Here is a 13,600-nt window from a genome sequence, read left to right as displayed (position 1 = left end):
TAGGATTCCGCGACCGCTCGCGTCAACGGGGTCTCGGTTCGACGTGATCCGTGCAGAGGGGGTTCCAAAAGATGAACATTGCTCTACTCTCACGCGCATGTCGTGGACCCGCAGGCTCCTTGTCGCGCTCTCGGTCGTTCTCGCGGCGCTCGCCGCCGCCCTTGTCACCGCCCCCGGGGCCCAGGCCCACGAGGAACGGCCCGTCACGTTTCCCGACGGCTCCGGCAGCGTGCCGGCGCTGCGCACCGGGGAACCCGATCTCCTGGTCTGCAAGACCGACCGGGCCGACTTCACCCGCCGGGTGTCGGGGTTCCCGGCCGAGGTGAAGGCCCGGAACCTGGCCCTCTTCGACCGGTGCGCCCGCAGCGGCTACCGGCATCTGCAACAGGCCGTCGACGCCGTCGACCGGCCCGGCATGACCATCGCCGTCCTGCCCGGCCTCTACGAGGAGGAGCCCTCACAGCCCGCGCCGGTCGGGGCCTGCGCCGCGCTGAAGGCGCCCGAGTCCGCGCTCGGGTACCAGATCCTGTCGTACGAGCAGCAGAAGCAGTGCCCGCACAACCAGAACCTGGTCGCGATCCTCGGCAAGAAGAACCTCCAGATCGAGGGCACCGGTGCCTCGCGCCTCGACGTCGTCATCGACGCCAAGTACACCAAGCTCAACGCCATACGGGCCGACGAGTCCGACGGGATCTACTTCCGCAACTTCACCGCCCAGCGCACCACCTTCAACTCGCTGTACGTGCTCGCGGGCGACGGCTTCGTCATCGACAACGTGCTGACCCGGTGGAACGACGAGTACGGATTCCTGACCTTCGCCTCCGACCACGGCCTGTACAAGAACTGCGAGTCGTACGGAAACGGGGACTCCGGCATCTACCCCGGCTCGGCCTCCGACATCAACGACGACCGCGGCTACGACGTCCCGCGCTACTCCATCGAGATCACCGGCTGCCGCAGCCATCACAACATGGTCGGCTACTCCGGCACGGCGGGGGACTCGGTCTACGTCCACGACAACGAGTTCGACCACAACATGGGCGGCGCGTCGATGGACTCCGCCTTCCCCGGCCACCCCGGACTCCCGCAGAACCACGCCCGCTTCGAGCGCAACCTGATCCACGACAACAACCAGAACTACTACCGGTACGTCGCCGACGGGACCTGCGCCAAGCCGCCCGTGGAGCGCGGCTACGAGCAGGGCGTCGTCTGCCCGCAGATCTCCATGCCGCCCGGCACCGGCATCATCACGGCCGGCGGCAACTGGAACCTGTACGAGGACAACTGGGTGTACGGGCACCAGCGTGCCGCCTTCTTCCTGAGCGCCGTCCCCGCCTTCATCCGCGGCGAGTCGGCCTGGGGCAAGCAGACCGACACCTCCCACCACAACCGCTACGCCGGCAACCACCTGGGCATCGACAAGTCGGGCGCCTCTCGCCCCAACCGCACGGACGTGTGGTGGGACGGCCAGGGCGGCGGCAACTGCTGGCAGTCCGAGGGGAAGGCGTCCCGGGCGTCGACCCCCGGAGCGCTGCCCGAGTGCGGGGCGCGCCGGGGAGAGGTCTCCGGGAACACCGACCGGCTCGTGGGTGAACCGGCCAAGCTGGCCCACCTCCTCGTCTGCGCCGACTACAACGTCCAGGCGCGGCGGCTGCCGGCGGGCTGCGACTGGTACGGGGCGCGCGGGATACAGCGCGTCGAGACCCAGCTCGCCCTGGGGATCGCGGTCGTCCTCGCCCTGGTCGGCGGCGTCCTGTGGTGGCGCAGGCTCCGCGGCAACCGGCTCGCGGGCGCGGCGACCCTCGTGGGCCTCGCGGGCCTGGCCCTGGACGTGGTCGGCTCCACCCTCGGCCTGGCCTCCGGCCCCCTTCCCGCCCTGGCGCTGCTCCTGATCGGCGCCTGGTGGACGGCGCTCGGGCTGATGCTGCGGCCGGCGCGCCCCGCCTTCGCCTGGACCACCCTCGCGCTCGGCGCCCTCACCCTCCTCGACGCCTTCGACAAGGCCGTCCTGATGATCCCCTGGATCCCCCTGAGCCCGGCGTGGCTGCGCGGGCTGCTCGCGGTGGTGTGGGTCCTGTGGGCGGTGATCGCGGCGGGCCGCCGGACGCCCGGGGGAGCGGGCGACCCGGAGCCGACCCCGGATCCCGGCCCGGCACCGGTGGCCGCGTCCGCGCGCGAGGCGTCCGCCGGAGACGCATCGTGAGCCGGCAGCCCGCAGCGGCGGCCCTCCGCGCCGGAGCGGCGCCGGCGCCGCCCTCCGGGCATGAACCGGATCGGGCCGTCCGGACCGGGTCCACGTCCGGCGCCGCGGCCGCCTCCGGTTCCGCCTCGGCCGACCGGTCGGCCGCCCAGACGCCCACGGCCGGCGCCTTCGCCGCCCGGGCCGATGGGGCAGGGCGGGTGCCGGTGTCGGTTGCCGGGCCAGAGTCTTCTGTCCGGCTGCCTGGGGCTGCGCCCGACTCCGTAGACGCGGAGGGGCGGCCTTCCGGCCGTTGCGCGGGGCGCCGTCGGGTCGGTGTCCTCGTCGGCGTCGTCGTCGCCGTGGTGCTGGCCGCCGTCGGGTGTGGCGGCCGGGCCACCACGCACCACAAGCCGGGCACCGGTCACCAGGAGGCGACCGGCGGCAGCGGCACGCTGCTCGCGGCGAAGGACGAGCGCGGGCACCGGCTGAGGGAGGTGCCCGCCGCGGGCGCCCCCGCCGTCCGGATCGATCCGCGCCCCGACACCGAGGGCGGCTGGAACATCCACCTGGCCGTGGAGCGGTTCCGCTTCACCCCCGAGAGCGTCGGCGGCGCCGCGATCCCCGGCCGGGGATACGCCCGGCTGCTCGTCGACGGCAAGGAGGCCGGACGGGCCTACGGCCCCTGGCACCACATCCCGGCCGGTGCCCGCACCGTGACCGTCCGCCTCCACGCCGACGACCACACCGTCTGGGCCGTCGCCGGCAAGCCGGTCGAGGCCACCGTCCGCCTCGGCCCGACGAACGCCCCGGCCCCGACGCCCACGACCGCCCCCGGCCGGACCGTCGAGATCACCGTCACCGGCACCTCCGTCCAACCGCCTCCCTCCCGCGTCGAGTTTAAGAAGGGCGAGCGCCTCACCCTTCGTGTCACCAGCGACCGCGCCGACACCCTCCACGTCCACGGCTACGACCGTGAACTGCCCCTCGCCCCCGGCAAGCCCGCCTCCCTCACCCTGACCGCCGACCGCACGGGACTCTTCGAGGTCGAGACCCACGGGTCCGGACTCCTGCTCACCCAACTCGTCGTCCGATGACCGCTCCCGCGCACCTCCTCGCCCACGGCGTCGGCTCCCAGCACGACCTCCCCCTCTCGCCCTTCTACGCCTACGCCGGCGCGTTCGCCGCGCTCTTCGTCTCCTTCCTCGGCCTCGGCCTGCTCTGGTCCTCCTCCCGCTTCCGCGGCGACCGGGCAGGCCGCCCCCTGCCCGCCGCCCTCCAGCGCCTCGCCGACGCCCCGGCCACCCGCACCGCCCTCCGTCTCCTCGGCGTCGCCGCCGCTCTCACTGTCCTGCTCCAGCTCCTCCTCGGGCCCGACGACCCCGACCGCAACCCCGCCCCCGGCGCCGTCTACGTCCTGCTCTGGGTCGGCCTCGTCCCCGCCTCCCTCCTCCTCGGCCCCGTCTGGCGCCTCCTCAACCCCCTGCGCACCCTTCACGCCCTGCTCCCCACACCCCGTGACCCCCGCCCGATCCCCGCCGGCCTGGGCATCCGCCCCGCCGCCGCCGGACTCCTCCTCTTCGCCTGGCTCGAACTCGCCGCCCCCGACCCCGCGTCCACCACCACCCTCCTGACCTTCCTCGCCGTCCTCACGGCCACCGGCCTGCTCGGCGCCGCCCGCCACGGCCCCGACTGGTTCGCCCACGCCGACCCCTTCGAGGTCTACTCCTCCCTCCTCGCCCGGCTCTCCCCGCTCGGCCGCCGCGCCGACGGCCGGCTCGTCCTGCGCTCGCCCTTCGACGGCCTCGACTCCACCCCGCAGACCCCCGGACACGTCGCCACCGTCTGCGTCCTCCTCGGCTCCACCGCCTACGACGGCATCTCCGACAACCCCCGCTGGATCACCACCCTCCAGACCTCACCGCTCGGCCCGACCACCACCGCCACCCTCGGTCTTCTCGCCGCCGTCGCCCTCGTCGCCGCCCTCTACGCCCTGTGCGCCGGCACCCTGCGCCTGATGTCCCGGACACTCACCCACCCCCTCACGTCCTTCGCCCACTCCCTCCTGCCGATCGCCCTCGGCTATCTCGTCGCCCACTACTTCACACTCTTCGTCACCGAAGGACCACGTACCGTCATGATGGCAGCGGGCACTGACAACGCCCTGGCACCCGCCCCGCCCCTGACTCCCGGCGGCCTCGCCACCCTCCAGGTCGCCGCGATCGTCACCGGCCACGTCCTCGGCGTCGTCGCCGCCCACGACCGCTCCGTGCGCCTCTTCCCGCCCGCCCGCGCCGTGGCCGGCCAACTCCCGCTGTTCGCGCTGATGATCGCGTACACCCTGGGCGGAATCGGCCTGCTCATCGCCTGACCCGCTCGCGACCTGACCCGCTCGCGACCGAACCCGCTCACCGCCGGACGTGCCCACCGCCCGACCCGCACATCGCCCGACCCGATCAGGACCGGAGCGGCATCATGGACCCCGTGCCCCAGCCTCCCCAGCCTTCCCTCCGCCGCACGCCCGTCCAGCAGCGCAGCGCCGAGCGCCTCGCCCGGATCCTCGACGCCTGTGCCGAACTGCTCGACGAGACCGGCTACGAGCAGCTGAGCACCCGCGCCGTCGCCGTCCGCGCGGGCGTCCCCATCGGCTCCGTCTACCGCTTCTTCGGCAACAAGCGCGCCATGGCCGCCGCCCTCGCCCAGCGCAATCTCGACCGCTACGCCGAGCGGATCGACGCCCGGCTCGCCGCGGCCCGGCGCGTCGACGCGTACAGCGCGATCGACGGCGTCCTGGACGAGTACATCGCCATGAAGCGCACCGTCCCCGGCTTCGCGCTCGTCGACTTCGGCGTCCCGGCTCCCCCCGTCGACGAAGGATCCGGCGAGGACCCCAACCACCTCGTCGCCGACCGTCTCTGCGGGCTGCTCGCCACCCATCTCGGCCGCACCGCCGACGACGTCCTGCGGCGCAAGGTGCTTGTCGGCGTCGAGGCGGCCGACGCGCTGCTCCAACTCGCCTTCCGTACCGACCCGTCGGGGGATCCCGGGCTCGTCGCCGAGACCCGCGAGCTGCTCTACGCCTACCTGGCGCCCTCGCTGTCCTGACGCACGCCGTCCCGGCCCTCCCCACCGTGCGTACCGGTCGGTATGCTCTCTGGTGCCCGCGCGCCACCGCCGCCGCCCCAGGGAGCCCGTCATGCCCACCGCCCTGCGTATCTGCCCGCTCTGCGAAGCCACCTGCGGGCTGACCCTCACCCTCGACGGCACCCGTGTCACCGGCGCCCGCGGAGACCGCGACGACGTCTTCAGCCAGGGCTTCATCTGCCCCAAGGGCGCCTCCTTCGGCGAGGTCGACGCCGACCCGGACCGGCTCACGGGGCCCCTCGTCCGCAAGGACGGCACCCTCCAGGAGGCCACCTGGACCGAGGCGTTCGACACCATCGCCGCCCGGATCCGGCCCCTGGTCGAGGCGTACGGACCGAACGCGGTGGGCATCGCCCTCGGCAACCCGAACGTCCACACCATGGCCGGCGCCCTCTACCCGCCCCTGCTGATCGGCGCCCTGCGCACGCGGAACCTCTTCACCGCCTCCACGCTCGACCAGATGCCCAAGCACGTCTCCAGCGGACTGCTCTTCGGCGACCCCTTCGCCATCCCCGTGCCCGACCTGGACCGCACCGCCCATCTCCTGATGCTCGGCGCCAACCCCCTGGACTCCAACGGCAGTCTCTGCACCGCCCCCGACTTCCCCGGCAAGCTCAAGGCGCTGCGCAGGCGCGGCGGCACCCTCACCGTCGTCGACCCGCGCCGCACCCGCACGGCGCGACTCGCCGACCGCCATGTCGCCATCCGCCCCGGCGCCGACGCCCTCTTCCTCGCCGCGCTCGTCCACACCCTCTTCGCGGAGGGCCTCACCGACCTCGGCGCGCTCGCCGACCACGTCGAGGGAGTCGAGGAGGTACGGAAAGCGGTACGGGACTTCACGCCCGAGGTCGTCGCCGCCGCCTGCGACCTGGACGCCGCCACGATTCGCACCGTCGCCCGCGAACTGGCCGCCGCGCCCTCGGCCGCCGTCTACGGCCGCATGGGCAGCTCCACCGTCGCGTACGGCACCCTCGCCAACTGGCTCGTGGACGTCCTCAACGTCCTCACCGGCAACCTCGACCGCCCCGGCGGCGCGCTCTTCCCGCTCTCCGCCACCGCACCCGCGCCCCGTCCGGCCGGACCGGGCAAGGGCTTCGCGCTCGGCCGCTGGAGCAGCCGCGTCTCCGGCCACCCCGAGGCCAAGGGCGAGTTCCCGATGGTCGCCCTCGCCGAGGAGATCGAGACCGAGGGCGAGGGTCGCATCCGCGCCGTGATCACCGTCGCCGCCAACCCCGTCCTGTCCGCACCCGACGGGAGGCGCCTCGACGCCGCCCTCGGCGCCCTGGACTTCATGGTGGCCGTCGACCCGTACCTCAACGAGACCACCCGCCACGCCGATGTCGTGCTGCCCCCGCCGCCGCCGTCGCAGAGCGCCCACTTCGACTTCGCCTTCAACGGCTTCGCCGTCCGCAACCAGGCCCGGTTCACGCCGGCCGCCGTCCCTCTGGAAGAGGGACGCATGGACGAGTGCGAGATCCACGCCCGACTGATCCTCGCCGTGTCGGATTGGGGTCCCCCCTGCTCGAGCGAAGCCGAGAGCTTGGGGAAGCACGGCGCCACGCCCTCCGCCGTCGACGACCTCGCCATCGACACGACCCTCGCCAAGGCCGTCATCCAGGAGCACTCGCCCGTCCACGGCGCCGACCCCAAGGCCGTCGCGGCGCGGCTGAGCGGCGCCACCGGGCCCCTGCGGCGCCTCGACATGATGCTGCGCCTCGGCCCGTACGACCTCACCCTCGACGACCTGCTCCAGGCACCGCACGGCATCGATCTCGGGCCCCTGAAGCCCCGCATCCCCGCGCTGCTCAAGACCCGCAGCGGCCGCGTCGAGCTGCTGCCCGCGCCGATCGCCGCCGACCTGCCCCGGCTGCGCGCCGCCCTCGACGCCGGACCCGGCGGACTCGTACTCGTCGGCCGGCGGCACCTGCGGTCCAACAACAGCTGGCTGCACAACGCGCCGTCCCTCAACAGCGGCTCCAACCGGTGCACCCTCCAGATCCACCCGGACGACGCCGACCGCCTCGGCCTCGCCGACGGAAAGCCCGCCCGCATCACGTCCGAGGGCGGCGAGCTGGAGGTCGAGGTGGAGATCACCGACACCGTACGGAACGGGGTGGTGAGCCTGCCGCACGGCTGGGGCCACGACCGCGCGGGCACCCGCCTCGCGGTCGCCGCCGCCCGTCCCGGCGTCAACGTCAACCAGCTCCTCGACGGCACCCGGCTGGACCCGCTGTCCGGTACCGCCGTGCTCAACGGCTTCCCCGTGGAGCTGGCGCCCCTCCCGTGACCTGGGGTTTTGCTCGTATTGCTCACGCGTCAACATCTTGTTAACGGCTGAAGAGGGCACCTAACGTCATCCGAACCGCCGCACCGTGGGAGTCCTCCCGGTGGGAGTTCAAAGGTGAACGTGAGGTGTCCTCCATGCTGACCGTCCTCGGCTTCGCCATGATCGCGACCTTCCTGGTCCTGATCATGATGAAGAAGATGTCGCCGATCGCGGCACTCGTGCTGATCCCCGCGCTGTTCTGCGTCTTCGTCGGACAAGGAGCCCAGCTGGGCGACTACGTCCTCGAAGGCGTCGGCAAGCTGGCGCCCACCGCGGCGATGCTGATGTTCGCCATCGTCTACTTCGGCGTGATGATCGACGTCGGCCTCTTCGACCCGATCGTCCGGGCGATCCTGCGCTTCTGCAAGGCCGACCCGGTCCGTGTGGTGGTCGGTACGGCGGTGCTGGCCGCGATCGTCTCGCTCGACGGCGACGGCTCCACCACCTTCATGATCACGGTCTCGGCGATGTATCCGCTCTACAAGCGGCTCGGGATGAGCCTGGTCGTCATGACCGGTGTGGCCGCCACCGCCAACGGCGTCATGAACACCCTGCCCTGGGGCGGCCCCACCGCCCGCGCCGCGACCGCGCTCAAGGTGGACGCGGCCGACATCTTCGTCCCGATGATCCCGGCGCTCGGTGTGGGACTGCTCTTCGTCTTCGCCCTCGCGTACGTCCTCGGCCGCCGCGAGCGCAAGCGCATCGGCTACCTCACCCTGGACGAGGTTCTGGTCACGGAGACCGAGACGGTCCTGGTGAAGGCGGGCGGCGGTACCGACACGCCGAAGGCGTCCGGTGGCTCCGGTGGCTCCAGTGGCTCCGACGGACAGTCCGGTGGTGCCTCCGTGCCGCCCGAGGGTGCCGACGAGGGCTTCCAGGGTCTCGACCCGAACCGTCCGACGCTGCGGCCGAAGCTCTACTGGTTCAACGCCGGTCTCACCGTCGCGCTGCTCACCGCGATGATCCTCGAGCTGCTGCCGATCCCGGTGCTCTTCCTGCTGGGCGCCGCGCTCGCGCTCACCGTCAACTACCCGAACATGGCCGACCAGAAGGCCCGCATCGCGGCCCACGCCGACAACGTCCTCAACGTGGCCGGCATGGTCTTCGCTGCGGCCGTGTTCACCGGCGTTCTCACCGGTACGGGCATGGTCAAGCACATGGCCGACTGGGTCGTGGGTGCGATCCCCGACGGCATGGGCCCGCACATGGCCCTGGTCACCGGTGTGCTCAGCCTTCCGCTGACGTACTTCATGTCGAACGACGGCTTCTACTTCGGCGTCCTGCCGGTCCTCGCGGAGGCGGGCGCGGCCCATGGCGTGTCGCCGCTGGAGATCGCCCGCGCCTCGATCGCCGGCCAGGCCCTGCACATGTCGAGCCCGCTGGTGCCGGCCGTGTACGTCCTCGTCGGCATGGCGAAGGTGGAGTTCGGCGACCACACCCGGTTCACGGTGAAGTGGGCCGCGCTGACCTCGCTGGTCGTGCTGGCGGCGGGGATCCTCTTCGGCGTCATCTGACGCCCGGCCACAGGCCCCGGTCACCCCGCGGTGACCGGGGCCTTCGGCTGTCCGGGGGATTCGGGGACGAGCGCGGCGTTGCGCGCACCCTGAGTAGTGGTCATGTAACTGATAGTCAGATTATCGGTTGATCCGTCCGACGTCTTCATGACTGGAGGAACCCCCGCATGACCGCTCTTGCTGTCCGCCCCCTGCTCTCCGCCGCCGTTGCGACCCTCGCCCTCAGCGCTGTCGCGCTGGCCGGTGCGCCCGCCGCCTACGCGGCCCCCGGAGACGACGGCGATATCAAGGTCCACCGGGAGGGCACCGTCGAACCCGACCAGAGCAACCACCCCCAGGTCTGCAGGTTCCACTTCGCTGCCTTCAACTTCAACGACCTCACGGAGATCCACTGGGACATCTACAACCAGCCGCCGGGGACTCCTCCCGCCGTCCGGTCGGGCGACATCGCCCTCGACTCGTCATTCAACGGCTACTCCCCCGACATGTCGCTCCCCAACGGCATGTACAAGGTCGAGGTGACGTGGCCGGGCCAGTCGGGTGCCAAGAAGAGCAAGGTGTTCCGGGTCGACTGCAACGGCACGCCCACCAGCCCGCCCACCACCAGCGCCCCGCCCACCACCGCGCCGCCCACCACCAAGCCGCCCACCCACGCGCCGCCCACCCACGGCGGCAACGGCCACCACAAGCCGCCGCACGGCCCCGTCGGAGCGGGCGGCGGCGGATCCGCCGACACCATCGCCGCTGACGACAGCTCCGCCTTCGGTGTCGGGACCGCCGTCGCCGCAGGACTCGCCGGCACGGCCGGCCTGATCCTCATCCGTCGGTCGCGCCGCCGCACCGATGGCGCCGCGTAGGTCCCGCTACACGCGCAGGCAGCGCCGCCTCCTCCGGCTCACCCGGACGGTGGTGGTGACCCTGTCGCTGGTCGTCGGCGGCATCTGGTGGGCCCAGGACGAGGAACCGTCCGGCCCACCGATCGCCGCCGGCCCCGCCGCGCACGGGGCGGCGGCGGAGTCCGCCGCCGCCCCGGCCGTTCCGGGGCAGCACCCCGACCAGAAGCCCAAGGCGCAGCCCCGGCCCACGCCCCCGGCCAAATCCAAGCCCAAGCCCAAGCCGAAGGCTGCGCCCGAGCCCAAGCCGCCGCCCGCGCCCCTGGCTCGCTCGCGCGCCACCAAACTCGCCATCCCGGCGATCACCATCGAGGCCCCGGTCGTCGGCCTGGGACTCGACCGGTCCGGACAGCTCGGGACCCCGCCGGCCGACAACCCCCGGATCGTCGGCTGGTACGAGGACGGCCCCACCCCGGGCGAACGCGGCACGGCGATCGTCGTCGGCCACCGCGACACCCGCACGGGGCCCGCCGTCTTCATCAACCTCGACTCGCTCAGCCCGGGGAACACCGTCCGTGTCGCGCGTGCCGACGGCCGGGTCGCCGTCTTCACGGTCGACAAGGTCCGCACCTACACGAAGGAGCGGTTCCCCGACAAGGAGGTGTACGGCTCCACCGGGCGCCCCGAACTGAGGGTGCTCACCTGCGGCGGCTCCTTCGACCCCAAGACGGGGTACGAGTCGAACGTCGTCGTCTTCGCCCACCTCACCGATGTCGCCCGGGAGATCTGACCCGGGCGCCACCCGCCGTTCCACGGGCCCGCGCCACCCGACGCGCGCCCACGGATACGGCAGTTCCGCCGCCGCCGTGTCGACCCCCTCCGCCGCCTCCCGTACGCGGCCGAGGGCCGCCGGCGCGGCGGCGTGCGCGGTGTGCGCCTCCGTCTCCGCGAGCCGCTCCCCGGCCCGCCCCGCCGGCACGACCTCGGCGGCCGCCACCGCGGCCGCCTCCTAGGGCCTGTCCGGCGGATCATGGCCGGGGCCGCGACGCCTGGCACGGCACTCCCCCGTAGCCCTTCGGGCACGGGAGGTGCCCCCACGCCGCGTTGCCGAAACGACTGAATAGCTCCGCTATTAAGGCGCTCCGGCGCCTTGCGATGCGTCCCCTAGGCCCAGGGGCCTGGGGAGACCCCATGCACCAGACGCCGCGGCCTATCCGGCCCTGATCCGCCGGACAGGCCCTAGGCGCGCCCGCACGCCAGTTGGGCCCAGGCCGACAGATGCGCCGTCCCCCCTGCGCCGCGTGCGGGCACGGGAGAGGTCGGCCCGGCCGGGCGAGGACGACGAAAGAACGTGGCGTCCTCGGGCCGCGGCCGTCACGGGGAGCGCGGCCCAGGCGGTGGATCTGCGATGCATGGGGGTGGCTCCTCCATCGCTGGTACGGGGGAAGCCGGCGCCCCGCTCCCCTTTGATCTCGGGGGAACGTGCGTGGGGTGGCGGGGCGGGCTCTGCCGGGACGCTAGAACTGGTCCGTTACTGGGGAGTTACTGAGCCTCGGACATCCCGGGACCCGCCACCGGGCCCGGCCCCCGAACGAGAGGGACGTGCACATGCCCATCCGCCTGCCGGCCACCCGTACCCGTGTCGCCATCGCCACCGCTAGCCTCCTGCTCGCGGTCGGCGCCCCCGCCGCGTACGCCACCCTCGGCGAGGACACGAGCCCGCGGACCGCCCTCACGGCGCAGACGCGCGGCAAGGCCTACGTCGAGACCCGGCTGTTCTTCGGGACGGAGCGCCCCGACGGCGGCCCGGCCGTCACCGACGAGCAGTTCATGGCCTTCGTCGACACGGAGGTCACCCCCGGCTTTCCGGCCGGCCTGACTGTCCAGAACGGGCGTGGACAGTGGCGCGACCGCAACGGCACCATCGAGCGGGAGCGCTCGTACGAGTTGATCCTGCTGTACCCGGCGTCGGAGGCGCGGCTCCACGATCCGCGGATCGAGGACATCAGGGAGGCGTACCGGAAGGCCTTCGGGCAGGAGTCCGTGGCCCGGCTCGACGAGCCGACCCTGGCCGACTTCTGATCCCGGCGTCCGATGCGGAGAAAGGCGGCCCTGGCGCCAGAAAACTAACGGCGCTAGTTTGGGGGCGTCGAACCGGCCGGTGACGCAGACCGATGGATCGAAGGACGAAGGAGCAGCGGATGAAGAGCCACGACGCGATGTACATCGGCGGGGAGTGGCGTCCCGCCGCCTCCACGGACACGATCCCGGTCGTCAACCCGGCGGACGAGCAGGTCATCGCCCATGTCCCGGCAGGCACCGCGGAGGACGTCGACGCCGCGGTGCGCGCCGCGCGCGCCGCCTTCCCCGGCTGGGCCGCCACCCCGCCCGCCGAGCGCGCCAAGCTGATCGGCGCGCTCCGCGACGGCCTCGCGGCCCGCGCGGAGGAGATCGCCGCCACGGTCACCGCCGAGCTGGGCGCCCCGCCCCCGCTCGCCTCCGCCGTCCACACCGGACTGCCGATCGCGGTCGCCGGTTCCTACGCCGAGCTCGCCGCCACGCACTCCTTCGAGGAGAAGGTCGGCAACTCCACCGTCTACTCCGAGCCCGTCGGCGTCGTCGGCGCGATCACCCCGTGGAACTACCCGCTCCACCAGATCGTCAACAAGGTCGCCCCCGCGCTCGCCGCCGGCTGCACCGTCGTCCTCAAGCCCGCCGAGGACACCCCGCTGACCGCCCAGCTCTTCGCCGAGGTGGTCCACGCGGCGGGAATCCCGGCCGGCGTCTTCAACCTCGTCACCGGCCTCGGCCCGGTCGCCGGCCAGGCGCTCGCCGAGCACGAGGGCGTCGACCTCGTCTCCTTCACCGGCTCGACCGCCGTCGGCAAGCAGATCGGCGCCACCGCCGGCGGCGCCGTCAAGCGGGTCGCCCTGGAACTCGGCGGGAAGTCCGCCAACGTCATCCTGCCGAGCGCCGACCTCGGCAAGGCCGTCGCCGTCGGCATCGCCAACGTCATGGCCAACTCCGGCCAGACGTGCAGCGCGTGGACCCGGATGCTCGTCCCCGCCGACCGGTACGACGAGGCGGTGGCGCTGGCCGCCGAGGCCGTCGCGAAGTACGTCCCCGGCGAGCGCGTCGGCCCGCTCGTCAACGCCAAGCAGCAGCAGCGCGTGCGCGGCTACATCGAGCAGGGGGTGGCCGAGGGCGCCCGGATCGTCGCCGGCGGCCCCGAGGCCCCGCGGGAGACCGGCTACTACGTCTCCCCGACCGTCTTCGCCGACGTCACCCCGGACATGACCATCGCCCAGGAGGAGATCTTCGGCCCGGTCGTCTCGATCCTGCGGTACGAGGACGAGGAGGACGCCCTCGCCATCGCCAACGGGACCGTGTACGGGCTCGCCGGCGCCGTCTGGGGCGAGCCGGAGGCGGCCGTCGCCTTCGCCCGCCGGATGGAAACGGGCCAGGTCGACATCAACGGCGGCCGCTTCAACCTGCTCGCCCCGTTCGGCGGCTACAAGCAGTCGGGCGTGGGACGCGAGCTGGGCGCGCACGGCCTCGCCGAGTACCTCCAGACCAAGTCCCTCCAGTTCTGAACACCGATCCG

At 72.8% G+C, this 13,600-nt stretch carries 11 protein-coding genes; all 11 read left to right on the top strand.

Annotated features, from left to right (window positions below; translation table 11 throughout):
• The first annotated feature begins 97 nt into the window (after window positions 1–97).
• The gene (locus ACFV9D_RS29135) at window positions 98–2,203 is read left to right on the top strand and encodes a right-handed parallel beta-helix repeat-containing protein (protein WP_385152528.1); all 2,106 of its coding nucleotides are present in this window, start codon (window positions 98–100) and stop codon (window positions 2,201–2,203) included.
• Window positions 2,200–3,276 (top strand): hypothetical protein, encoded by a 1,077-nt coding sequence (locus ACFV9D_RS29130; RefSeq protein ID WP_385152525.1) that lies wholly within the window; start codon window positions 2,200–2,202, stop codon window positions 3,274–3,276. The genes ACFV9D_RS29135 and ACFV9D_RS29130 overlap by 4 nt, the downstream gene beginning before the upstream one ends.
• Window positions 3,273–4,550 (top strand): hypothetical protein, encoded by a 1,278-nt coding sequence (locus ACFV9D_RS29125; RefSeq protein WP_385152522.1) that lies wholly within the window; start codon window positions 3,273–3,275, stop codon window positions 4,548–4,550. Before ACFV9D_RS29130 ends, ACFV9D_RS29125 begins: the two co-directional genes overlap by 4 nt.
• Window positions 4,551–4,654: 104 nt before the next feature.
• Window positions 4,655–5,284, top strand: coding sequence for a TetR family transcriptional regulator (locus ACFV9D_RS29120; protein WP_385152519.1), 630 nt, complete (start codon window positions 4,655–4,657; stop codon window positions 5,282–5,284).
• A gap of 91 nt (window positions 5,285–5,375) precedes the next feature.
• Window positions 5,376–7,610 (top strand): molybdopterin-dependent oxidoreductase, encoded by a 2,235-nt coding sequence (locus ACFV9D_RS29115; protein ID WP_385152516.1) that lies wholly within the window; start codon window positions 5,376–5,378, stop codon window positions 7,608–7,610.
• A 134-nt stretch (window positions 7,611–7,744) separates the two neighbouring features.
• A complete protein-coding gene (locus ACFV9D_RS29110; protein ID WP_385152665.1) occupies window positions 7,745–9,163 on the top strand; it encodes a CitMHS family transporter in 1,419 nt (472 codons plus the stop codon).
• Between the two features lie 167 nt (window positions 9,164–9,330).
• On the top strand, window positions 9,331–10,020 hold the full coding sequence (locus ACFV9D_RS29105; RefSeq protein WP_385152513.1) for a hypothetical protein: 690 nt from the start codon (window positions 9,331–9,333) through the stop codon (window positions 10,018–10,020).
• Entirely contained in the window at window positions 10,007–10,786 is a 780-nt protein-coding gene (locus ACFV9D_RS29100) for a class F sortase (RefSeq protein ID WP_385152510.1), read from the top strand. The genes ACFV9D_RS29105 and ACFV9D_RS29100 overlap by 14 nt, the downstream gene beginning before the upstream one ends.
• A 76-nt stretch (window positions 10,787–10,862) precedes the next feature.
• Entirely contained in the window at window positions 10,863–11,009 is a 147-nt protein-coding gene (locus ACFV9D_RS29095) for a hypothetical protein (protein WP_385152507.1), read from the top strand.
• Window positions 11,010–11,604: 595 nt separating this feature from the next.
• Entirely contained in the window at window positions 11,605–12,078 is a 474-nt protein-coding gene (locus tag ACFV9D_RS29090) for a DUF3574 domain-containing protein (RefSeq protein WP_385152504.1), read from the top strand.
• Between the two features lie 119 nt (window positions 12,079–12,197).
• Window positions 12,198–13,589: an aldehyde dehydrogenase family protein gene (locus tag ACFV9D_RS29085; RefSeq protein WP_385152501.1), complete on the top strand. Its 1,392-nt coding sequence runs from the start codon at window positions 12,198–12,200 to the stop codon at window positions 13,587–13,589.
• The last annotated feature ends 11 nt before the right edge of the window (window positions 13,590–13,600 follow it).

The organism is Streptomyces sp. NPDC059875 (assembly GCF_042731085.1).
Lineage (GTDB): Bacteria > Actinomycetota > Actinomycetes > Streptomycetales > Streptomycetaceae > Streptomyces.
This window is presented reverse-complemented; position numbering and strand designations above follow the sequence as displayed.

Excerpts from the sequence above, each read along its gene's own strand:
- ACFV9D_RS29110 (WP_385152665.1), top strand. The coding sequence starts at position 7,745 with ATGCTGACCGTCCTCGGCTTCGCCATGATCGCGACCTTCCTGGTCCTG.
- ACFV9D_RS29115 (WP_385152516.1), top strand. The coding sequence starts at position 5,376 with ATGCCCACCGCCCTGCGTATCTGCCCGCTCTGCGAAGCCACCTGCGGG.
- ACFV9D_RS29090 (WP_385152504.1), top strand. The coding sequence starts at position 11,605 with ATGCCCATCCGCCTGCCGGCCACCCGTACCCGTGTCGCCATCGCCACC.
- ACFV9D_RS29085 (WP_385152501.1), top strand. The coding sequence starts at position 12,198 with ATGAAGAGCCACGACGCGATGTACATCGGCGGGGAGTGGCGTCCCGCC.
- ACFV9D_RS29125 (WP_385152522.1), top strand. The coding sequence starts at position 3,273 with ATGACCGCTCCCGCGCACCTCCTCGCCCACGGCGTCGGCTCCCAGCAC.
- ACFV9D_RS29105 (WP_385152513.1), top strand. The coding sequence starts at position 9,331 with ATGACCGCTCTTGCTGTCCGCCCCCTGCTCTCCGCCGCCGTTGCGACC.
- ACFV9D_RS29135 (WP_385152528.1), top strand. The coding sequence starts at position 98 with ATGTCGTGGACCCGCAGGCTCCTTGTCGCGCTCTCGGTCGTTCTCGCG.
- ACFV9D_RS29120 (WP_385152519.1), top strand. The coding sequence starts at position 4,655 with ATGGACCCCGTGCCCCAGCCTCCCCAGCCTTCCCTCCGCCGCACGCCC.
- ACFV9D_RS29100 (WP_385152510.1), top strand. The coding sequence starts at position 10,007 with ATGGCGCCGCGTAGGTCCCGCTACACGCGCAGGCAGCGCCGCCTCCTC.